This is a genomic window from Gephyromycinifex aptenodytis, assembly GCF_012277275.1.
Classification (GTDB): Bacteria; Actinomycetota; Actinomycetes; order Actinomycetales; family Dermatophilaceae; genus Gephyromycinifex; species Gephyromycinifex aptenodytis.
In genome coordinates, this window is the sequence record NZ_CP051155.1 from 2,706,037 (window position 1) to 2,724,802 (window position 18,766).

An 18,766-nucleotide genomic window follows, 5' to 3' on the forward strand; every position below is an offset into this window, starting at 1 on the left:
GGTCAGCCTTCCGCAGGCCAGCTGTTCAGGAGAGCGCGCTATGGGAACCGTTGTCGTCGACATCATGCCGAAGTCCGAGACCCCCGATCCAGATGGGCAGACTGCGGCGGCCGCGCTGTCTCAGGCCGGGGTGAGCCGTTTCACCGAGGTCCGCCAGGGGCGGCGGGTCGTTTTGAGTGTGGCCGGCGAGGTCACTCCAGCGATCCTGGTCGAAGCCGAACATGCCGCCCGCACAGTGCTCTCGGACTCCCAGACCGAAGAAGTCGTCTCGGTACGTGCTGCCGGAGATGCCACCGACCTCGACGATGACGTGACGACGGACTGGGACGACATGCCGGAGCATTGGGGCGGCGTGGACACCGTGCCCTCCGAGGCTGGCGAGTACCAACCTCGCCCGATGCCCCGTCACCCCAAGATCGATGAGTCGATGCTCGGTCATGTGGAGTCCGGTTCATATTACGGACGCGCCGAAGACGTCAAGTAGACCCCGCCCCGGTGGGGCTGTGGCCTGCGGTGCTTCTCATGCCGGCAGGTCGGCCGGGGGGCCCTAGCGGCAGCCAGATGCTCGCCACGGGAGGGTGAAAGTTCCGTTTCTGGACGAAGGTCCATATCGTGCAACCCATGCCGATTGCTTCGCGTTCACGAATCGTTCACCCAGAGGTGGTCCTAGACCGGTTCGGTTCGCGACGAACCCGCGCCGTTTCCATAGTGGTCGCTGTCCTGCCCTTGGTGGCAGTTGCAGCCGGTGCGGCGCTGTTTTTCGTGGCTGAGCCGGCGTATCACGCCAGCGTGGCCGAGGACGGCCCGGTCGAGTGGGCGACGGCAGCGGTGTATCTACTCCTATGCCCAGTCGCGGCCCTGGTGGCCTGGCGGCGCTCACGCCGAGGGGACCGGCTCGGTGCGCTGGCTCTTGCGGTGCTCGCCGTCGGTTTCCTCCTCATCGCAGGTGAAGAAGTGTCCTGGGGTCAACGTCAGCTCGGGTTCGCCGGCCCGCCGGAGCTGGTGGAGCGAAATATCCAGGGTGAGGCCAACCTGCACAATCTGCTGGGCCGGTACGCCCTGCACATGGCATACATCGCGGTGGGTCTGTGGGGTCTCGGCCTCGGCCGGGTAATAGCCCGCCTCATTCCCGCTGCTCGCCCCACGTGGTTGTACGCCCCACGCAGGGTGCGATTCACCTGGTTCATCCCGGTGACTGCGTACTACCTCTATGTCGACTACCTGGGCCCGGCGCTGCTGAGCCTGACCGGCCCCTGGTTCCAGAAGTGGGCGCTGGGACCGGCGCGCTTCCAGGAACTCATCGAGCTCATCCTCGCCATCGGCTTCGCGTTGTTCAGCTACGACGCGCTGCGCCGCACAGAGCCTGACGGTTACGGGGTCGCTGACGATCCGTACGCTCCGGCTGCGTTGTCTCCAGCCGTCTGATCCTCAGCGCACCCGCCAGCCTTTCGCGGTCGGCGCCGTCGGCGAGAGTGCCGGCTCGGCGGCCGTGGAGGGTTTGACTGCGCTGCACCAGCTGCCGACGTCTGCACGCACCCCAGTGGGGAAGGGGGATCGGGTCAGCGCGCGACGTAGCTCGGCGACGTCGATCGGTTCCGGGCTCGCCACGAGAACGACATTGCCGAAGCGGCGACCTTTGAGGACGTCGTGGGTGGCGACCAACACGCGGTGAGTCAAGCCGGCCTCCCCGGCGGCAGCGGCCACCCGAGCCACGAACCGCATCCCGGGTTCGTCGGGCAGGTTGGCCAGAAACACCCCGCTCGGACGTAGCACCCGTCGGACTTGGGTGAGGAACTCCAGCGTGGTCAGGGCGGCGGGGACGCTGCCACCTGCGAACGCGTCGAGCACCAGAGCATCGGCCGCCGCACTATGCAGAGCCAGGATCCCCTCTTCACCGGTGACTGGCCGCACCCTGACGCGGTGCCCCCGGGGCAGCGGGAGAACTCTGCGGACCTCAGCCGTCAGGGCTTCATCGGGTTCCAGGACGATCTGTGGCGAGCCTGGGCGGGTGTGCTGCACATACCGGGCCAGGGTGAGACCGGCCCCGCCCACGTGAGTCACCCCCAGCCGACCCGGCGGCAACAGATCCAGCACAGCAGCCATGTGCTGCACATATTCGAATCCGAGCATCCCCGGGTCGCTGGGAAGCACGTAAGACTGTGGCTGGTCGTCGACGACGACGCTGACACCGCCGTGCTCGTCGGTATGCAGTTCGATGCGCGCCGCCGACTGCGGCGCGCTCACCGTCTGCCCCCGGGAAAGTCGAGACCCGCCGCGGGTGCGGGCGGTTCCCCGGATGCTGCGGGGACACTGCGAGTGCCAGAAGGATGATCCGCGGAGGGCTCAGGCGGGGGATCGAAGACGCGCACCGGCGGCAGTTGCCCCTGCCAGCGTTCCACCTGGACCAGGGCGTGCTGCCCGGTGCTGGCCTGGGCCAGGTCGGAACTGCGCCGATCCGAGGTGAGAACGTTCGGGTTGCCGTGCACGCACAGCGGCGGGTTCTCCAGGTCGGCGGGCTCAAGCGGGTCGAACCAGGCGCCGGTCGAGAGTTGGACCACGCCGGGGCGAACCCGCGCATCCAGGTGAGCTCCGGCCAGGCAGGCGCCGCGGTCGTTGAATACCCGGATCACATCACCGTCACTGATGTCGCGGGCATGGGCGTCGCCTGGGTTCAGCCGTGCCGGTTCCCGGCCGGCGATCTTGCTCGCTCGGCTCAGCGCTCCGTGGTCGAGTTGGCTGTGTAGTCGATGCGCGGGCTGGTTCGCGATCAAGTGCAGCGGGTAGCGCTGCGCCAGGGGGGAGCCGAGCCACTCGGCGGGTTCCAACCAGGTGGGGTGCCCGGGGCAGTCCGGGAGTTCCAGGGCGGCGATTGCGGCGGAGAACAGCTCGAGGCGCCCGCTGGGGGTTGGCAGCGGGTGCGCCACCGGATCGGCCCGGAACTGTTCGAACAAGGTCAGCGGGCCCACGGTGGGCAGTCTCAGGAAGCCCTGCTCCCAGAACTGGGCGAACGGTGGGGCCTCAGGGCGGGGCGTCCCGGGCGGGGTCAGCCGTCCTGCCGCAAGATCCTGTCGCCAGCTCTCGTAGAGATGCTCCACCCACTGCGTAGCGGTCCGTCCCTGAGTGAACGCGTCGTACACGCCCAGGCGCCGCGCCAGATCGGCAAGGACGTCGTAGTCGTCCCGGGATTGCTCGTGCGCCGGGGTCAGGGCATGCATCGCCACTAGGAGGGCACCATTGCGGCTGCCAGTGATGTCCTGGCGTTCATAGCTGGTCGTGGAGGGCAACACGATGTCGGCATGGCGGGCCATCGGCGTCCAGTACGGGTCGTGCACCACGACGGTGTCGGGGCGTTGCAAGGCTCGACGGAGGCGGCCGAGGTCTTGGGCATGGTGGAAGGGGTTGCCGCCGGCCCAGTGCACGAGCCGGATGTCGGGCAGGCGCAGCGTGCGCCCGTCGTAGGGCATCTTCGCGCCGGGATTCAGCAACAGCTCCGACAGCGCGGCGACCGGGACGATCTCGGTGACCGGGTTGTGACCCTGCGGCAGTCGCGGCAGCGTGCAGGTGCTGGGGGACAGACCCGGCTTGTTCATCGAGGCGTAGCCGTGCCCGAAGCCGCCGCCGGGCAGCCCGATCTGGCCCAGCAAGGCAGCCAGAGCAAGGCCCGCCCAGGGCGCCTGCTCGCCGTGTTGGGTGCGTTGCAGGGACCAGGCCACCGTGATCAGGGTGCGGCCCCCGGCCATCGATCGGGCGAGTTCGACGATGACCTCTGCCGGCAGGTCGCAGATCTGCGCGGCCCATGCGGGAGTCTTGACCTGCCCGTCACGACCGCGCAGGTAAGCCGCGAACTCCTCGAACCCGACGCAGTGGCTGCGGGCGAACTCCACATCGGCCAACCCCTCCTCGAGCAGGGTGTAGGCCAGCGCGAGCATGAGCGCGACGTCGGTCCCTGGGCGCGGCGCGATCCGCTGCACACCCGGCAGCTCAGCGGTGTCGTCCGCCAGCGGACTGATCGAAACGATGCGTCCGCCGCGTGCGGTGAGGCTGCGCAACGCCTCGGCGGCGGGGTGATCGCCCACGCCGCCGCTGTTGGTGCCGCTGTTGCGCAGCGGGAGGCCACCGAAGGCGACCAGGAGACCGGTGTGGGCGGCGATGACATCCCAGGTGGTGCCGGCTCCGGCGAAGACCGATTCGGGGGCGGCCACCCGCGGCAGGATGACCTCTGCAGCGCCGGTGGAATAACTGTTCACCGAGGCGGTGTAGCCGCCGAGTAAGTTCAGGAACCGGTGAAGTTGGGATTGCGCGTGATGGAATCGCCCGGCGCTGGCCCAACCGTAGGAACCGCCGAAGATCGCCGCGTTGCCGTAGCTGTCGATGACCCGCCTCAGCTCCTGGGCCAGAGCGTCCAGAACCTCATCCCAGGGTGGGCGTAGGAAGTCGTCGCTGCCGCGGAGTCCGGACTGGGGGTGGGTGGGTCCGGGGCCGTGTTCCCACCAGCCGCGTCGGACTGCCGGCCGGGCCACCCGGGACCGGTGGGTCACCGAGCCGGGGATGTTGTCCAGCAGCGGCGAAGGCGCGCTGTCCCCGTCCCACGGGGTGACCTGGTTGATTTCGCTGCCGTCGGTGCGGGCGCGGAAACTGCCCCAATGTGTGGCGTGGGGGCGCCCATGCTCGGGGACGCCGCCGGGGCTGCTCGCGCTCATGGGTTCATGCTCTCGCACCGCAGCGGCGAGCGTTGCCGGTCAGGCTCACAGCGGGGTTCACGAGATGAGTTTCAGCCCGATGATCCCGGAGACGATGAGCCCCAGGCAGGCGATCCGCGCAAGGGTCGCCGGTTCGCCCAGGGCTGCCATCCCGTACACGGCGGTGCCGATGGCACCGACCCCGGTCCAGACGGCATATCCGGTACCGACCGGGATCACCCGCAACGCGAACGCCAGGCCGCCCATGGAGATCGTGCAGCCGAGGATGAAGACGAGCACCGGTCCTAGTCGCCGGAACCCGTCCGAGGCTGCGAGGGCGCTCGCCCAGACAGTCTCGAACAGTCCCGAGATGATGAGCACCAACCACGCCATAGTCAGACCCTCCCCTTGCCACTGCGCCGCCCGGCCAGGTCACCACTTTCGCACGCCGCTCTCAGCGCCCTGGGTCTGTGAGCCCGCAGTGGCGACTGCGGCGCTGCCGCGCGGTCGCCGATTTGTTTGCCGCCCTGGTGTCGCACCCGCAGTGGTCGCGCCGGCCCTCGGCTGCGTGGTGGCTGCCGGAGTCGGTAGGGGAGGATGGCTCCATGCGTCGACGGATCGATCCCGCCCAGGGCCTGGCGGCGTTGGCCTCCTGGCAGCAGGAACCGCACAGCCAGCGAAGCACCATCGCCACCGCGGTGCGTTTCACCCTGGAGGAACTGGGCACCCGCGCCCCCGGCCGGTCCGTGGAGGTTCGCGTCCCACCCTTCGGCGCGGTGCAGTGCCTGCAGGGGCCGCGGCACACCCGCGGCACGCCGCCGAACGTCATTGAGACCGACGCCGACACCTGGCTGTCCCTGGCTTGCGGGCGGCTGTCCTGGGACCAGGCCTACGAGGCGGGTTCCCTGCGCGCCAGCGGCGGCCGGGCCGACCTGCGTGGGCAGCTGCCGATCTTCACTCAACCCCTGGCGCCAGGCGGCCCCGCCTAGCGTGTCCGCCTGCACCCGCCCATTCTGGCGAGCCGCAGCCGCGGCGGCGTAATACGGTGAGGTAATGAGTCCGACCCGTGTGACCCCTGACGAGCCCCGGCCGGCCCCGCGCCGCTCGGTGAACATCGTCGCGTTCATCTGCACCGGTGTCGTGCTGGGTGTGATCGGCGGCGGGATCGTCGATCTGTTGGGGCCCGCCGCACCGACTTACAACAACGCGTCCTCGTTGGCTTTCCTGGCGGCTGTCGGGGCTCTGATCGGCGCTCTGGCCGGCGGACTCCTTGGTTCGGCGCTGGATGTCATGGCCGAACGGCGCCGCTGAGCAGGAGAGCGGACCAGGGTCTGCTGCCGGTGTGGAAGACTGTCCGCGTGGTACGTGGCGACGGACGGCTCTCTCATGACCTGCTTCCAGACGAGAAGGGCCCGCAGGACGCTTGTGGCGTCTTCGGGGTGTGGGCACCCGGGGAGGACGTCGCCAAGCTCACTTACTTCGGCCTGTATGCCTTGCAGCACCGCGGCCAGGAATCGGCAGGCATCGCCGCCAGCGACGGTCACCGGGTGCTTGTCTACAAGGACATGGGCCTGGTCAGTCAGGTCTTCGACGAGACAAGCCTGGCGCAGCTCACCGGCTATGTAGGCCTGGGCCACACCCGTTACTCCACCACCGGCGGCAGCACCTGGGAGAACGCCCAACCCACGCTGTGCAGCACCGACGAGCACACCGTCGCTCTGGTCCACAACGGCAACCTGGTCAATGCGCCAGAGCTGCGAGACATGCTTTCCGGCGGCGCGGTTTCGCCCGAGGCCGCTGGTTCGCTGCGCAGGGGCAACACCACGGACACCGCGATCGTGACGGCCCTGCTCGCCAGCAGCGCCCAACCGGACCTGGAAGCACGCGCGGCCAAGATCCTGCCTGTAGTCAAGGGTGCCTTCTGTTTCGTCTTCATGGACGAGCACACGCTGTACGCGGCACGGGACCCCCAAGGCATCCGTCCGTTGGTCCTGGGGCGCTTGGAGCGCGGCTGGGTGGTCGCCAGCGAGACCGCGGCGCTGGACATCGTGGGCGCCAGCTATGTGCGCGAGGTGGAGCCGGGTGAGCTGATCATCATCGATGAGCAGGGGCTGCGCAGCCGCCGGTTCGCTGAGGCCAATCCACGTGGCTGCGTCTTCGAGTACGTCTATCTGGCTCGCCCCGACACCACGATCAACGACCGCGGGGTGTACGAATCGCGGGTGGAGATGGGCCGCAAGCTTGCCCGTGAGCACCCGGTCGAGGCAGACATGGTCATGCCTACTCCCGATTCGGGGATCCCGTCGGCGATCGGTTATGCCGAAGCCTCCGGCATCCCCTACGGCCAGGGCCTGGTCAAGAACGCTTACGTGGGCCGCACCTTCATCTCTCCCAGCCAGACAATCCGTCAGCTCGGCATCCGGCTCAAGCTCAACCCGTTGCGGGATGTCATCCGCGGTCGGCGGCTGATCGTCGTCGACGACTCCATCGTGCGCGGCAACACCCAGCGGGCGCTGGTGCGAATGCTGCGCGAGGCGGGCGCGGCGGAGGTCCACGTGCGCATCTCCTCCCCGCCGGTCACCTGGCCGTGCTTCTTCGGAATCGATTTCGCTTCCCGAGCCGAACTCATCGCCACCGGTCTGGGCGTTGAGGAGGTGTGCCGCAGCATCGGCGCCGACAGCCTGGGCTACATCTCCCAAGAGGGGATGATCGAGTCGACGCTGCAACCGCGGGAACGTTTGTGCACAGCCTGTTTCACCGGCGAATACCCGATGGCGCTACCGGATCACGCGACTCTCGGCAAACACATCCTCGAACCCGGGGGCACGCCGCTGCTGCCCGGTAACCCTGACGCCTCGATCGTGGCTGCGCCCTCCGGCGCGCTGGACCGGGCCCTGGACGAGCCCACTGACGCGAAGGAATGACCGTGCCCGAGCCCATCACTTATGCATCTGCAGGCGTGGACGTCGAGGCCGGTGATCGTGCTGTCGAGTTGATGAAAGCCTCCGTCCGGCGTGCCCAACGTCCGGAGGTCCTAGGCGGTCTCGGCGGCTTCGCCGGGATGTTCGATGCAGCAGCGCTGCGCGGGATGCGCCACCCGGTCCTGGCGACCAGCACCGACGGGGTCGGCACCAAGGTCGCGATCGCACAGGCGATGGACCGCCACGACACGATCGGCTTCGATCTGGTCGGCATGGTGGTCGATGACATCGTCGTGTGCGGGGCCGAGCCGTTGTTCATGACCGACTACATCGCCTGCGGCAAGGTGGTGCCAGAGCGCATCGCGGCCATCGTGTCCGGGATCGCGGCGGCCTGTGCACAGGCCGGCGTCGCGCTGATCGGTGGCGAGACCGCCGAGCACCCCGGATTGTTGGGGGAGTCGGAGTACGACTGCGCGGGGGCAGCCACCGGTGTGGTTGAGCACGACGAGGTACTGACCCCGGCGCGGGTCCAGGTCGGCGATGCAGTGGTGGCGCTGGCCTCCAGTGGGCTGCATTCCAACGGCTACTCACTGGTGCGCGCGGTGTTCTCCGCTGCCGGGTGGGACTACGAGCGCCCGGTGGCCGAGCTGGGTTGCCTGCTCGGGGAGGAACTACTCACCCCGACCCGGGTCTATGCCAAGGACCTCTTGGCGCTCATCCGTACAGACGGCATCGATATACACGCGCTGTCGCACGTGACCGGCGGCGGGTTGGCTGCCAACCTGGCGCGGGTGTTGCCGCAGGGGGTGCGGGCCCGGTTGGATCGTGGCACATGGGCCCCGCCGGCGATCTTCGATCTGGTCCGCGACGTGGGTAACGTGCCCGTGCCTGACCTGGAGCGCACCCTGAACATGGGGGTCGGCTTCGTTGCGGTGCTTCCGGCGGAGCAGGCCGATGCCGCGGTGCGCCGCGCCGCCGCGCTGGACCTGCCGGCGTGGATCCTCGGCGAGGTCGTGGACGGCGCCACCGATCCGGACCCTGACGCGCCGGTGGTGGCAGGGGCCAAGGGTGTCGACGGCGGTGCGGTGCAACTCGTGGGGGCTCATCGGAGCTGAACGAGCGGGCAAGGTGGGCGGCGCCTGCGTGTGGGGCGCCGACCCACCCTGCCCGGTCCGTGCTGAAGAGGTGCTGACCTTGTGCCGGTGATCGTGAATGACCACCGGCACAAGCAGGCTCCCCGATGAGGGAGGGCCTGGAGGTAACACCCAGCGCCGACTCGACACGCGTTGCTGTCGAAGTCCGGACGCGAGGATGAAGAGAACCGGCCGCATTCGGCCGGCCGACGTCAGCGGTTGCCGGTGGCCCAGTCGTCGTAAGGGTCGTCGCTGCGTTCGTCGTGCTCCGACTCGCGCTGCCAACCCTTCGGCTGGGATCCGTGCAGCTCGCGCTCAAGCGCGCGCAGGTCGGTGTCCGGGCTGAAGTATTTCAGCTCCCGGGCGACCTTGGTCTGCTTGGCTTTAGCTCGGCCGCGCCCCATGGCGTCGACCCCCTAACGCGTCTGCCGGGGCGGCATCACAACGGCCACGCACCTTACACGCAGCGGGTGCCTGGCCGTCACGGAGCGGCTCCGGGAATCTCGTATCTTCGTGCTGACTACGGTACATGGCCGGGGCAAATTGGCGGAACCGGCTATGGATGGGTTCCGTGGATTGGGCCCGGTAAGCCCTGTAGGCGGGGCTTTTCGGCCTGCATCGGACGGCTCGACGCTACCGGCTGAAGGCCCCGTGAGTCGCTGTCGGCAGCGGGTTGCGGGTGTCGCCGCTCTGGAGAGGGGGCGCCCGCAATCGTGCGGTCACCTCGTTCGGGCCGATCGGAATCCATCCTTGGGTAGCCTGGGAGGACTTCCTTGCCGAGGCGTCCCGCGCTCGCGCGCCGCGTCTCGGTCGTTCTGCGCTGAGACCAATGCGTGAGAGGCCATACGATGCGGCTAACCGAACAGCCCGAATCCAGTGAAGCTCTGTTGACCCCTGCCGAAGTGGCAGCGCTGTTCAGGGTGGACCCCAAGACGGTGACTCGATGGGCGGTAGCCGGCAAGCTCGCCTCGCTGCGCACTCTGGGTGGGCATCGCAGATATCGCGCTGCTGAGGTCTACGCCCTACTGGCTGAGGCTGGAGGCCAGGGCGCACCCGCCCGCGAGGCCGCACCTGAGCCGCTCTGATCCCGGAAACGGAAGAAGGGCCCGCGCCGCTCGGCGCGAGCCCCACTTCGCCAGGTACTGGGATTATTCAGGAGTCGCTGTCCTGCGACGCTTTCCCGCCGGATTGCATCCGGCGAGCAAGTGCCGCGGCCGATCCGGGTCGGGCCGTGGACGAATCCTGGTTGGCCCGCTGAAGATCGCGATAGATCTCTTCGCGGTGAATGTCGACGTCGGCGGGAGCTTTGATGCCGATACGCACCGTGTCGCCGTTGACCTCGAGAACAGTGACAACAACGTCATGGCCGATAAGCAGGCTCTGCTGCGGGCGGCGGGATAGGACGAGCACGGTGGTTCCTATCAGTGGAGGGGAGGAACGTCTTTGCTGACCAGGCTACCGCTCAGTCGACGGGAAGGGTGGCTCGAAGCGGCAGGTCCTGGTCGACCAGCACGACCTGAACGGCCTGCTTTGTGTGGCGGTTAACCACTACTGGCGCAAGAAGATTCGCGCCCGGCTCCTCGGTGTCGCTGCCCAGGTTCACCAGGAGCAGCACGAGCGCGTCCTCCGGCGAGGACAACTCCAAGCGCTCAGCGGTCTCGGGGTCGATCACCGGTGAGTAGTCAGGGAAAAAGGGGCTTGGCGCAATAACGACGAAGGCCATGTCGGGGATGTCGACGCACTGCATGTCATACAGCCCGCCCTCCGACTCGCTCAGGCGGAACCGCTGGGCCAGCGGGAATCCCACGAGGCCGTGGGGCAAGTTGAGCTCGACGCTCGTCGTCGTGTCCGTGGTCGCAGTCATGTGTGGTCTCCCCATTAGGTCTTCTGATCGAAGAGGTATCGGCCCCGGCCACCCTCACGCGCCCCTGTGGCGGTGTAGGTGGACCCTTCGGAGCCGTGGTTGAAGCGGTCGAGGGTTTCCTGAACCGCTTTGTAACTGGCTTCGAGCATCTCGCTGTTCGACCTACTCAAGGTCGACAGCTCGTGGGTGGCCTTGGTCAGCGCCGCCCGATGCTCGTCGAGGACGTGATCCCAGGGTGCCGGGGCAGCCGCAGCGATCTCGGAGAGAGGGGTGTCCTGGTCGAGGCCGAGCGCGGCACACACCGGGCCGGCATCGACGGCGCGCATGAGTTCCGCCTCGCGCATTTCGGCGAGGACGGCTTCGATCTCATGAGTGGAACGACCCATCCAGCGGGATCGCCCGCTCTCGATGAGAACGTGCTGCACCTCGAGTTTGTAGGTCAGCAGCTCCAGAAGTTCCTGGATCCGCCACAGACCTGCGGACAGGTTTGAAAGCCCTTCAAGGGCAGCGTCGGAAGGTGGCGCGTTCATGGGCGCCTCAGCTCATGCACGATGCCCTGATCGTCACTCACCCTGCCAAACTGAGTGGTTCGTATCGCTGGGGCGAGAAATTCGGGGGCGCCAGCGTCGGTGCCAGAGGTCTGCACCGTCACAGCGTTCCAAACTGGCCTGGGAAAGGCATGCCCCAGATGACCCCCTTCGCTCCTGCTATCAACAGCTCCGGCGGTATGTCCCCCTCGGGCCAAGCGGCCTCACGGCTCGCAGGCAGCGGTGGGCCGCCGGGGTGGGCCCAACGAGCGGCCCGCAGCGGGCGGCATCGCGCGGTGCATCGCAGCGCGCGGGCGTAGCGCGCTGCGATAGGTGGCAGGGCCGGCGCCGCGCGGTGTCACGCAGCGGGCCCGCGGGCAGGGGCGCCTCATCGTTCAAACTCCGCCACGGCCAAGAGATTTGGCGCATTCTTGAACGAGTTGGGAAGCGGTCGAATAAGTCGGACGCTTGTATTGAACGTTCGATGGAATGTGCGAATAAAACGCCGTTGGACGAATGTTCAATGCATCCATGCGGACGTCCAGTTTATCTCAAGTTTGCAGTTGTGAACGGTCTGACCTGCAGGGATGCATCATGAGCACAATGGTTTTGCTTTCCCGCCCCGCGCTTTCTAGCTTTGGGGTGTGACCGCTTCTGTTGATTCTTCTGGTGCTGTGCGCCCGGATATGGATGAGTTGTGTCGTGCTCATCTTCCGTTGGTGCATTTTGAGGTTCGTGCGATTTCGGCTCGTTTGCCTGGGCATGTGTTCACTGATGATTTGGTGAGTGCGGGGATGGCGGCGTTGGCGATGGCTGCGAAGAGTTTTGATGCGTCGTTGGGTGTGCCGTTTGGTCGGTATGCGGTGCGGCGGATTCGTGGTGCGTTGTTGGATGAGTTGCGTAGTGCGGATTGGGCGACGCGTAGCTTGCGGGCGAAGGTGCGTCGTCGGGATGTTGTTCATGATGGGTTGGCTGCGCAGTTGGGTCGGCGTCCCAGTGATGCTGAGACGGCGGAGGCGTTGGGGTGTTCGGTTGCTGAGTTGGAGCGGCTGGATGCTGATCTGCATTCGTCGGTGGTGTTGCGGTTGGATGTGATTACCGATTCGGTGGGTGCTGATTCGGTGTTGCCCAGTACTGCGGACACTCCTGAGGTGGCGTTGGTTGCGCGGGAGCGTGCGGCGTATCTGCGGGATGCGATTGAGGTGTTGCCGCAGCGGTTGCAGGTGGTGGTTCGTGGGTGTTTCTTCGACGATCGTCCGATGCGGGAGTTGGCCGAGGAGTTGGGGGTGACGGAGTCTCGGATCTCTCAGATGCGGGCTGAGGCGTTGAAGTTGTTGCGGGATGGGATGAATGCGCAGTTGGCTCCGGAGTTGGTGGAGGAGCCGGTGAATGCTGGTGGGGCGGTGGCTCGTCGGAAGGCGGCTTATTACGCTCAGATCGCGGCGCGTTCCTCGTATCGGGATCGGTTGACGTTGCCTGCGGGTGTCACCGAGGTGCCCACCACCTCCCACATCGCCGGCTGACCCGAACTAGAAGTAGTCACTGCAAGCTATCCAGAAAACCCTGAAGCCTTCTGACCGGCAGGGCTTCTCGCGAACGACGACATCATCGATGTCGTCGACAGGGCCGAGGGCGATATCCCCGATCGCCCACGGCCCGGGCACTGGAGCGGTTCCCCCATCCGGCTCCGGCCCGTCACACCGGTTCCCCAGCCGGTTCGAAGGCCCCTGCGGGCGCGCCCCCAACGCCCCGCAGGGGCCTTTGTCATGGCCGAGTGCGGCGCAGGCATTGTCGAGCGCAACAGATGAGGTGCCGCCCAAGAGCGTCGGATCCGCCCATGAAAGCGTGGCAGACCCCACCCAGAAGTCCCTTAGTCAAACCGGGCCGCGCTAAGCGCGTCGGATGGTCCCGGGTATCGCAAGGTGTGCACGTGGGCCGCAGCTGACTGCACCCGGGCCGCACCGGATGGGCCGCCGCGGCCGTCAAGACCGGCGGGCCAGCACCACGTATTCGTAGGCGTTGAGCATGGTCCGGGCCTCGTTCGGGTCGGTGCCGTAGGTGGCGATGCAGGCCACCAGCGGCTCGATCCGATCCGGTTGGCTCAACGGCATCTCTTCAGCGCCACACACCTCGATGCGGGCCATCCCCAACCGGCCGAGCATGGCCAGCGTTTCGACCATCGTGAAGAAGCGCAGCGCTCCGCGATGCAGGATCCCGGCGTCGCTGTACTCGAACCGGTCCTGCACCAGCAGGGGCAGCACGACCGACCAGTGCTTGATGTTGGGGATGGTGGCGACCAGCACGCCTTCTGCCGACAAGTACGGCAGCACGGCTCGCAGCGTCTTCTCCGGGTCGACGAGCCGGTCGAGAATGTCAGCGGCCACGATGGCATCGAAGCTGCCCTGCTCGCACGGCAGGTCAGCGATCCGGTTGAGGTCGATCTCGATGACACGGTCGAGTTGGCGGCGGGCATGGTGCAGCGGCGCCATGTCGGAGTCCAGGCCGGTGACGCGCGCGCCGATGGCTCGGGTGATCTCCGCGCCCAGGGTGCCGGCGCCGCAACCGAGCTGAAGCACCCGTGAGGTGGTGGGCGGAAGGCTCTCCACCACCGTGGGATGCCGGAATTCGTAGTATCCCTCGGGCGGGCCCGCCACAGCCGGCAGTTCGCCGTAGCGTTCGGGGCCGACATGCGTGCCCTCGATCGCTGCCAACGCTCGCTCCAGGGTGTCCCGGCCGACGTTCTTGGCGCGCCGCCCTTGCCAGACGGCCGCGGCGGCCCGGTATCCCTCTTCCCCGCCCGGTTCGGCGTGGTGCTCGACGTCCAGGGGCGCCAGCGCCACCTTCAGGCCGGCAGCACGCGCTCGAGCGCAGAAGTCGATGTCGAACCCGGTGGGACCGGGGAAGGCGTGATCGTCGAAGCGCAGTTTCGCGGCCACGCTGGGGCGTAACACCAGGCAGGAGCCGTCCACATAGTCCACCTCCCGCAACGGCGAGGGCAACGAGGAGTCAGTCGGGGCGTGGGCGGCACTGGATGAACCCGCGCGCTCCTGCCACCAGTGGGTTTGGCCGCCGGGGCCGAGCACGGCCAGGTGAGGGTCCTCGGCGAAGGCGGCCCGCACCTTGCTGCGGAAGTGCGGGTCGGTGATCTCGACATCGTCGCGCAGTAGCACGACGGCTTCGACGCCCTCCAAATCCAGGGTCGAGGCGAGGATGTCGTTATAGGTGGTGGCCACCGGCAGATCAGGTGAGGTGATGAGGGTGGCGTCGGCGCCGCCGTAGGCGGCGATAGCCGGTAGACAGTGGCGGTCGAACAGATCGGGTGAGTCGATGCACACCCCGAAGACGAACATCCTTCTCCCGTTCTCCTACGCCGAATATCAGGTGTCCTGATCGGCTGCGCAACGGCGACAATGATTGAAACCGCACGTCGACGTCGCTGCGCGCCGCCCAGCACGGTACGACACCGGGCGGCGCGTTGGGCGGGCGCCGGGCCCGCCACCGGCGCCCGATAGCGATCAGGATCCCAATCCGCCGGCGGGTTCTACGCCGGTGCGCACCGATCCGTCCCGCAGGTGCAGGTCGAAGGTGACCTCCCCGGGGCCGGTCGGCTCGGTCGAGGGCCATTCCGCCGCGAAGGTGCCCTTGCTGACCGGCACGCTCAGGTGGGTGCTGCCTGCGTGGATGGTCACCGAGGTGACGTTCTCACCGGCGTGCCCCTCAAGCGTTGCTACGAAGCCATTTTCGCTGGCCCCTCCACCAACCGAGATCCGCCCGATCTGGTCCGGGCCGGGTTCGAGGGTGTCTTTCGCGCCCATCACGTCGGTGGCGTCGGGGATGAGGCGTCCATCAGCGGTGGTGACGTCGTAGGCGGGACTGAGGTGGTCCAGGTCAGGTCCGGTGGTCTCGGCAGGCACGGGCCACCACGCCGCGAAGTGATCGTTCATGACGGTGGCGGTGATCCGTTCACCACCGGCCCTAACTGTGACCGCTGTGGTGCCCCGGGCCACTCGACCGACCACGAAGGCATAGCTGCCTTCGGGTCCGCTGGACATGCCCGGGCTGCCGGCTTCGACCTGGCCGGTCTTGAGCGGGACCGGCGGCGGGGTTGATGCCGTGGCCAGCCCCCCGGTGCTGCCCTGCACTTTGGTGAGGTCGGAGGCTTCGAAGAAGCACTGTGTGTCCGAGGAATCGGCGGTCGACATGGCAAGGAAGACGAACTGTCCGCGCTGTTCGGCCACGACCGTGCGGGCGCTCATCGGATCGGTCGTCGGTCGTTCTTCGGCGGGCGCATCCCGGCTCGCGCGGAGCGTCTCGGCGAGGTTCTCGCGGCACGCCTGCTCGGCGGTGGCCAAGGATGCTCCGGTGACAGGGGCCGGCGTCGGGGTCCACGACGCGTAGGCGGGGGATGGGGTGGGGCCGCCGGTGAGAACGATGGCGGTTCCCAGCCCGACCGCGGCGGCCGCAGGTAGCGCCCAGCGCACCTGGGCGAACCGGGCTCGACGCCGCCGCGTGGGTTCGAGCCGGACAGGTGCGGCAGCGGTCGCGGCATGGCCGGCCCGTTGCCGGGCGGGGGGATCGCAGGCGAGCAACCTGGCCCGCAACTGTGCCTTGTGGGCCAGTTGCCTCTGGCTCAGGTCGGCGTCGGCCGGGTCCATTGCCCGCAGGTCTGCGTCAAGTGCCGCATCGGGGTAGTGCAGTGCATCATTCATGAGGAAGCCTCCTCGTAGTCGGGGGCGTCGTCGGTCGCGGCGCCCTCGAGGCGGCGTCGCAGGACCCGACGTGCGCGGGAAAGCCGTAGGCGGTAGGCATCGGCGCTGATCCCCAGGACAGCGCCGGCAGCACGGGAGTCCAGTCCGTCCAGGACGTTCAAGGCGATGACCTCTTGCTCGCCGGCCCGCAGGCCATCCCAGGCCCGTGCCAGGTCGAGGCGGCGGGCGATGAGATCGCCCCCGTCGTGCAGGCCGCCGTGGATCGGCGGTGTCTGCGCCAGACGCACCGACAGGGCATCTTGTCGACGCGCGACGCGGTTCTCGGCCAGCAGACAGTTTCGGGCGATGCCGAAGGTCCACGCGCGGGCCTGGTCGAGCTCGGTCGGTAGCTGATCGACCCGCCGCCAGGCCACGAGCATGGCCTCGGCGACGACGTCCTCGGCCCGGTGCGGATCACAGCGGCGCTGGACGAATCGCAGGAGGTCGTCATAGACCGCCTCATAGAGCGATTCGAAACCTCGCCGGAGGTCCTCAGGTGAAGCGTTCATACCTCTACATGTCTGTTGTGGCGCGAGTGTGTCGCGTCCTCGCCATGATGGCTGCGCCGTGCCGTGCCTGCGTGCGGTATCGCCGGGTGAACCTGGAAACGATGCTCCAGCCGGACTGTCTTGGGCACCCTCAGCATGCCCAGGGCTCTCAGGTGCCTGGTGTGGTGCGTGGCTGCCTACGATCGCGGGGTGAGCAGTCAACAGATCGAGAACGTGGCCATCGTCGGTGCCGGCGCGATGGGCGCGATGTATGCGGCGCATTTCGCAGCTGCGGGAATGCCGGTAACTCTCGTTGCCGGCGGTGAGCGGGCGCAACGGTTGCGCCGGAACGGCCTCACGATCAACGGTGAGCCGTTACGGGCGGAGGTCTTCGATGCTGAGTCGCCGGGGGCCGCAGAGCAGGCGACGGCCGACCTGGTCATCATTGCGGTGAAGAACTCCCAATTGAACGCGGCGATTGCCGATGTTCGCCCGCTCGTGGCTGCACACACCACGTTCATCTCGGTACTCAACGGACTCGACAGTGAGGCCCGGATCGCCCAGAAGTTCGATCCTGACCAGGTGTTGTTGTGCGTGGCGCTGGCCATGGACGCCCGCCGCGAGGGCAATCGCGTCAGCTACCGGCAATCAGGTCGGCTGGCGCTGGGGTCGGCAACCCCGGGCGGGCAGGGGCAGCGGCTCCGTGAGCTGACCTGCGCGCTGGACCGGGCCGGGCTGGCCTGGCAGGCGCCGGAGGATATGCGGCACATGATGTGGTGGAAGTTCATGGTCAACGTCGGTGTCAACCAAGCCTCGGCACTGACCCGGACCCCGTACGGTGCGTTCGTCCCCGCTGGGCCCTGCCGCGAGCTCATGGAGTCGCTGATGAGCGAGGTGGTGGCAGTGGCGCGCGCCGAAGAGGTCGAGTTGGGCCGATCGGACCTGGATACGTGGGAGTCGGTCTTATCCGCACAGCCCGCCGAAGGCTGGACCTCGATGCTGCAGGACGTCGTGGCGGGGCGCCCGAGTGAGGTCGACATCTTCGCCGGTCGCGTCGTTGAACTCGGCGCCCGGCACGGAATTGCTACGCCCTACAACGAGACTGCGCTGCGGGTGCTGCGCGGACTGGGCTACGCCGTGGCGTGACTTCGACCCCGTGCCGTATTAACGGATGGTCAAATGTAGGGCAGGAGAATACATATATACCACCGTTCAAAACGGTCGTCCGTTTCACTTGCCTAGGCATGGAAATCCCACTGCGGCTCGTTGTGTTTCACTCTTGCGCAATAGCGTTGTGCGGACACCCTCATGCATCTAAGGAGATGGTCAGAAAGGTAAGGCGCAGGTAAATAACAACCGCATGACCTGCAGAGTCTCACGATGTGGCCATTAGGCGGCGAAGGCTTAAGGCGCTTTCTAGCTTTGGGGTGTGACCGCTTCTGTTGATTCTTCTGGTGCTGTGCGCCCGGATATGGATGAGTTGTGTCGTGCTCATCTTCCGTTGGTGCATTTTGAGGTTCGTGCGATTTCGGCTCGTTTGCCTGGGCATGTGTTCACTGATGATTTGGTGAGTGCGGGGATGGCGGCGTTGGCGATGGCTGCGAAGAGTTTTGATGCGTCGTTGGGTGTGCCGTTTGGTCGGTATGCGGTGCGGCGGATTCGTGGTGCGTTGTTGGATGAGTTGCGTAGTGCGGATTGGGCGACGCGTAGCTTGCGGGCGAAGGTGCGTCGTCGGGATGTTGTTCATGATGGGTTGGCTGCGCAGTTGGGTCGGCGTCCCAGTGATGCTGAGACGGCGGAGGCGTTGGGGTGTTCGGTTGCTGAGTTGGAGCGGCTGGATGCTGATCTGCATTCGTCGGTGGTGTTGCGGTTGGATGTGATTACCGATTCGGTGGGTGCTGATTCGGTGTTGCCCAGTACTGCGGACACTCCTGAGGTGGCGTTGGTTGCGCGGGAGCGTGCGGCGTATCTGCGGGATGCGATTGAGGTGTTGCCGCAGCGGTTGCAGGTGGTGGTTCGTGGGTGTTTCTTCGACGATCGTCCGATGCGGGAGTTGGCCGAGGAGTTGGGGGTGACGGAGTCTCGGATCTCTCAGATGCGGGCTGAGGCGTTGAAGTTGTTGCGGGATGGGATGAATGCGCAGTTGGCTCCGGAGTTGGTGGAGGAGCCGGTGAATGCTGGTGGGGCGGTGGCTCGTCGGAAGGCGGCTTATTACGCTCAGATCGCGGCGCGTTCCTCGTATCGGGATCGGTTGACGTTGCCTGCGGGTGTCACCGAGGTGCCCACCACCTCCCACATCGCAGGCTGACCCGAACTAGAAGTAGGCCCACTCGGGGCTCCACGCCAGGTCACGCCGGAGCAGGCCGGGTCAGGTCAACACCACCCCAGACCAGCACAGGTCGGCCC

The 18,766-nt window shown here is 67.1% G+C and carries 20 protein-coding genes; 10 read left to right on the forward strand and 10 right to left on the reverse strand.

The window, feature by feature from the left end; all coding sequences use genetic code 11:
* Positions 1-40: 40 nt before the first annotated feature.
* Positions 41-484 carry a phosphoribosylformylglycinamidine synthase subunit PurS gene (locus G9V96_RS15345; RefSeq protein ID WP_168583166.1) on the forward strand — a complete coding sequence of 148 codons (444 nt, stop codon included), beginning with the start codon at positions 41-43 and terminating at the stop codon, positions 482-484.
* Between the two features lie 137 nt (positions 485-621).
* A complete protein-coding gene (locus G9V96_RS11615; RefSeq protein ID WP_168583167.1) occupies positions 622-1,425 on the forward strand; it encodes a hypothetical protein in 804 nt (267 codons plus the stop codon).
* A 3-nt stretch (positions 1,426-1,428) separates the two neighbouring features.
* Here G9V96_RS11615 and G9V96_RS11620 read toward each other — a convergent pair whose 3' ends face one another.
* Genes G9V96_RS11620 through G9V96_RS11630 form a run of 3 tightly spaced genes read right to left on the reverse strand, consistent with a single transcriptional unit; the run spans position 1,429 to position 5,072 of the window.
* Positions 1,429-2,244 (reverse strand): spermidine synthase, encoded by an 816-nt coding sequence (locus G9V96_RS11620; protein ID WP_168583168.1) that lies wholly within the window; start codon positions 2,242-2,244, stop codon positions 1,429-1,431.
* Entirely contained in the window at positions 2,241-4,700 is a 2,460-nt protein-coding gene (locus G9V96_RS11625) for a molybdopterin-dependent oxidoreductase (protein WP_168583169.1), read from the reverse strand. Before G9V96_RS11625 ends, G9V96_RS11620 begins: the two co-directional genes overlap by 4 nt.
* Before the next feature lie 57 nt (positions 4,701-4,757).
* On the reverse strand, positions 4,758-5,072 hold the full coding sequence (locus G9V96_RS11630; protein WP_168583170.1) for a DMT family transporter: 315 nt from the start codon (positions 5,070-5,072) through the stop codon (positions 4,758-4,760).
* A gap of 212 nt (positions 5,073-5,284) precedes the next feature.
* On the opposite strand from G9V96_RS11630, the gene G9V96_RS11635 reads away from it, so the two are divergent.
* The 4 genes from G9V96_RS11635 (at position 5,285) to purM (ending at position 8,715) form a co-directional block, all read left to right on the forward strand.
* Positions 5,285-5,668: a sterol carrier family protein gene (locus G9V96_RS11635; protein WP_168583171.1), complete on the forward strand. Its 384-nt coding sequence runs from the start codon at positions 5,285-5,287 to the stop codon at positions 5,666-5,668.
* 64 nt (positions 5,669-5,732) lie between these two features.
* Entirely contained in the window at positions 5,733-5,990 is a 258-nt protein-coding gene (locus G9V96_RS11640; protein WP_168583172.1) for a hypothetical protein, read from the forward strand.
* 47 nt (positions 5,991-6,037) lie between these two features.
* A complete protein-coding gene (gene purF / locus G9V96_RS11645; RefSeq protein ID WP_168583173.1) occupies positions 6,038-7,603 on the forward strand; it encodes an amidophosphoribosyltransferase in 1,566 nt (521 codons plus the stop codon).
* Positions 7,600-8,715 carry a phosphoribosylformylglycinamidine cyclo-ligase gene (gene purM, locus G9V96_RS11650; protein WP_168583174.1) on the forward strand — a complete coding sequence of 372 codons (1,116 nt, stop codon included), beginning with the start codon at positions 7,600-7,602 and terminating at the stop codon, positions 8,713-8,715. The genes purF and purM overlap by 4 nt, the downstream gene beginning before the upstream one ends.
* A gap of 230 nt (positions 8,716-8,945) precedes the next feature.
* On the opposite strand, the gene G9V96_RS11655 is transcribed toward purM, so the two are convergent.
* Positions 8,946-9,137, reverse strand: coding sequence for a DUF3073 domain-containing protein (locus tag G9V96_RS11655; RefSeq protein ID WP_168583175.1), 192 nt, complete (start codon positions 9,135-9,137; stop codon positions 8,946-8,948).
* A gap of 444 nt (positions 9,138-9,581) precedes the next feature.
* Here G9V96_RS11655 and G9V96_RS11660 point away from each other — a divergent pair, with 444 nt between their 5' ends.
* Positions 9,582-9,818, forward strand: a complete 237-nt coding sequence (locus tag G9V96_RS11660) for a BldC family transcriptional regulator (protein ID WP_168583176.1) — start codon at positions 9,582-9,584, stop codon at positions 9,816-9,818.
* 67 nt (positions 9,819-9,885) lie between these two features.
* Here the strand turns inward: G9V96_RS11660 and csrA are convergent, their stop codons facing one another.
* The 3 genes from csrA to G9V96_RS11675 are packed head-to-tail and all read right to left on the reverse strand — an operon-like array spanning position 9,886 to position 11,127.
* Entirely contained in the window at positions 9,886-10,143 is a 258-nt protein-coding gene (gene csrA / locus G9V96_RS15260; RefSeq protein ID WP_168583177.1) for a carbon storage regulator CsrA, read from the reverse strand.
* A gap of 52 nt (positions 10,144-10,195) precedes the next feature.
* Positions 10,196-10,597 carry a flagellar assembly protein FliW gene (fliW, locus tag G9V96_RS11670; RefSeq protein WP_168583178.1) on the reverse strand — a complete coding sequence of 134 codons (402 nt, stop codon included), beginning with the start codon at positions 10,595-10,597 and terminating at the stop codon, positions 10,196-10,198.
* A 14-nt stretch (positions 10,598-10,611) separates the two neighbouring features.
* The gene (locus tag G9V96_RS11675) at positions 10,612-11,127 is read right to left on the reverse strand and encodes a flagellar protein FlgN (protein WP_168583179.1); all 516 of its coding nucleotides are present in this window, start codon (positions 11,125-11,127) and stop codon (positions 10,612-10,614) included.
* A gap of 683 nt (positions 11,128-11,810) precedes the next feature.
* On the opposite strand from G9V96_RS11675, the gene G9V96_RS11680 reads away from it, so the two are divergent.
* Positions 11,811-12,647 (forward strand): sigma-70 family RNA polymerase sigma factor, encoded by an 837-nt coding sequence (locus G9V96_RS11680; protein ID WP_168584009.1) that lies wholly within the window; start codon positions 11,811-11,813, stop codon positions 12,645-12,647.
* 459 nt (positions 12,648-13,106) lie between these two features.
* Here G9V96_RS11680 and G9V96_RS11685 read toward each other — a convergent pair whose 3' ends face one another.
* The 3 genes from G9V96_RS11685 to G9V96_RS11695 form a co-directional block, all read right to left on the reverse strand.
* Positions 13,107-14,474: a methyltransferase domain-containing protein gene (locus tag G9V96_RS11685; protein ID WP_168583180.1), complete on the reverse strand. Its 1,368-nt coding sequence runs from the start codon at positions 14,472-14,474 to the stop codon at positions 13,107-13,109.
* A 165-nt stretch (positions 14,475-14,639) separates the two neighbouring features.
* On the reverse strand, positions 14,640-15,833 hold the full coding sequence (locus G9V96_RS11690; protein ID WP_168583181.1) for a hypothetical protein: 1,194 nt from the start codon (positions 15,831-15,833) through the stop codon (positions 14,640-14,642).
* A complete protein-coding gene (locus G9V96_RS11695) occupies positions 15,830-16,381 on the reverse strand; it encodes an RNA polymerase sigma factor (RefSeq protein ID WP_168583182.1) in 552 nt (183 codons plus the stop codon). The genes G9V96_RS11690 and G9V96_RS11695 overlap by 4 nt, the downstream gene beginning before the upstream one ends.
* 189 nt (positions 16,382-16,570) lie before the next feature.
* On the opposite strand from G9V96_RS11695, the gene G9V96_RS11700 reads away from it, so the two are divergent.
* Together G9V96_RS11700 and G9V96_RS11705 are read left to right on the forward strand one after the other, a co-directional pair.
* Positions 16,571-17,506, forward strand: coding sequence for a ketopantoate reductase family protein (locus G9V96_RS11700; RefSeq protein ID WP_168583183.1), 936 nt, complete (start codon positions 16,571-16,573; stop codon positions 17,504-17,506).
* A gap of 325 nt (positions 17,507-17,831) precedes the next feature.
* The gene (locus G9V96_RS11705; protein WP_168584009.1) at positions 17,832-18,668 is read left to right on the forward strand and encodes a sigma-70 family RNA polymerase sigma factor; all 837 of its coding nucleotides are present in this window, start codon (positions 17,832-17,834) and stop codon (positions 18,666-18,668) included.
* Positions 18,669-18,766: the final 98 nt, after the last annotated feature.

What these genes read in the sequence shown, in the direction of transcription:
- G9V96_RS11630 (WP_168583170.1), bottom strand. Translation starts at nt 5,072, where the DNA reads ATGGCGTGGTTGGTGCTCATCATCTCGGGACTGTTCGAGACTGTCTGG.
- G9V96_RS11615 (WP_168583167.1), top strand. Translation starts at nt 622, where the DNA reads ATGCCGATTGCTTCGCGTTCACGAATCGTTCACCCAGAGGTGGTCCTA.
- G9V96_RS11660 (WP_168583176.1), top strand. Translation starts at nt 9,582, where the DNA reads ATGCGGCTAACCGAACAGCCCGAATCCAGTGAAGCTCTGTTGACCCCT.
- G9V96_RS11690 (WP_168583181.1), bottom strand. Translation starts at nt 15,833, where the DNA reads ATGAATGATGCACTGCACTACCCCGATGCGGCACTTGACGCAGACCTG.
- G9V96_RS11705 (WP_168584009.1), top strand. Translation starts at nt 17,832, where the DNA reads ATGGATGAGTTGTGTCGTGCTCATCTTCCGTTGGTGCATTTTGAGGTT.
- G9V96_RS11695 (WP_168583182.1), bottom strand. Translation starts at nt 16,381, where the DNA reads ATGAACGCTTCACCTGAGGACCTCCGGCGAGGTTTCGAATCGCTCTAT.
- G9V96_RS11655 (WP_168583175.1), bottom strand. Translation starts at nt 9,137, where the DNA reads ATGGGGCGCGGCCGAGCTAAAGCCAAGCAGACCAAGGTCGCCCGGGAG.
- G9V96_RS15345 (WP_168583166.1), top strand. Translation starts at nt 41, where the DNA reads ATGGGAACCGTTGTCGTCGACATCATGCCGAAGTCCGAGACCCCCGAT.
- purM (WP_168583174.1), top strand. Translation starts at nt 7,600, where the DNA reads ATGACCGTGCCCGAGCCCATCACTTATGCATCTGCAGGCGTGGACGTC.
- fliW (WP_168583178.1), bottom strand. Translation starts at nt 10,597, where the DNA reads ATGACTGCGACCACGGACACGACGACGAGCGTCGAGCTCAACTTGCCC.
- G9V96_RS11675 (WP_168583179.1), bottom strand. Translation starts at nt 11,127, where the DNA reads ATGAACGCGCCACCTTCCGACGCTGCCCTTGAAGGGCTTTCAAACCTG.
- G9V96_RS11635 (WP_168583171.1), top strand. Translation starts at nt 5,285, where the DNA reads ATGCGTCGACGGATCGATCCCGCCCAGGGCCTGGCGGCGTTGGCCTCC.
- G9V96_RS11685 (WP_168583180.1), bottom strand. Translation starts at nt 14,474, where the DNA reads ATGTTCGTCTTCGGGGTGTGCATCGACTCACCCGATCTGTTCGACCGC.
- G9V96_RS11640 (WP_168583172.1), top strand. Translation starts at nt 5,733, where the DNA reads ATGAGTCCGACCCGTGTGACCCCTGACGAGCCCCGGCCGGCCCCGCGC.
- G9V96_RS11625 (WP_168583169.1), bottom strand. Translation starts at nt 4,700, where the DNA reads ATGAGCGCGAGCAGCCCCGGCGGCGTCCCCGAGCATGGGCGCCCCCAC.
- G9V96_RS11680 (WP_168584009.1), top strand. Translation starts at nt 11,811, where the DNA reads ATGGATGAGTTGTGTCGTGCTCATCTTCCGTTGGTGCATTTTGAGGTT.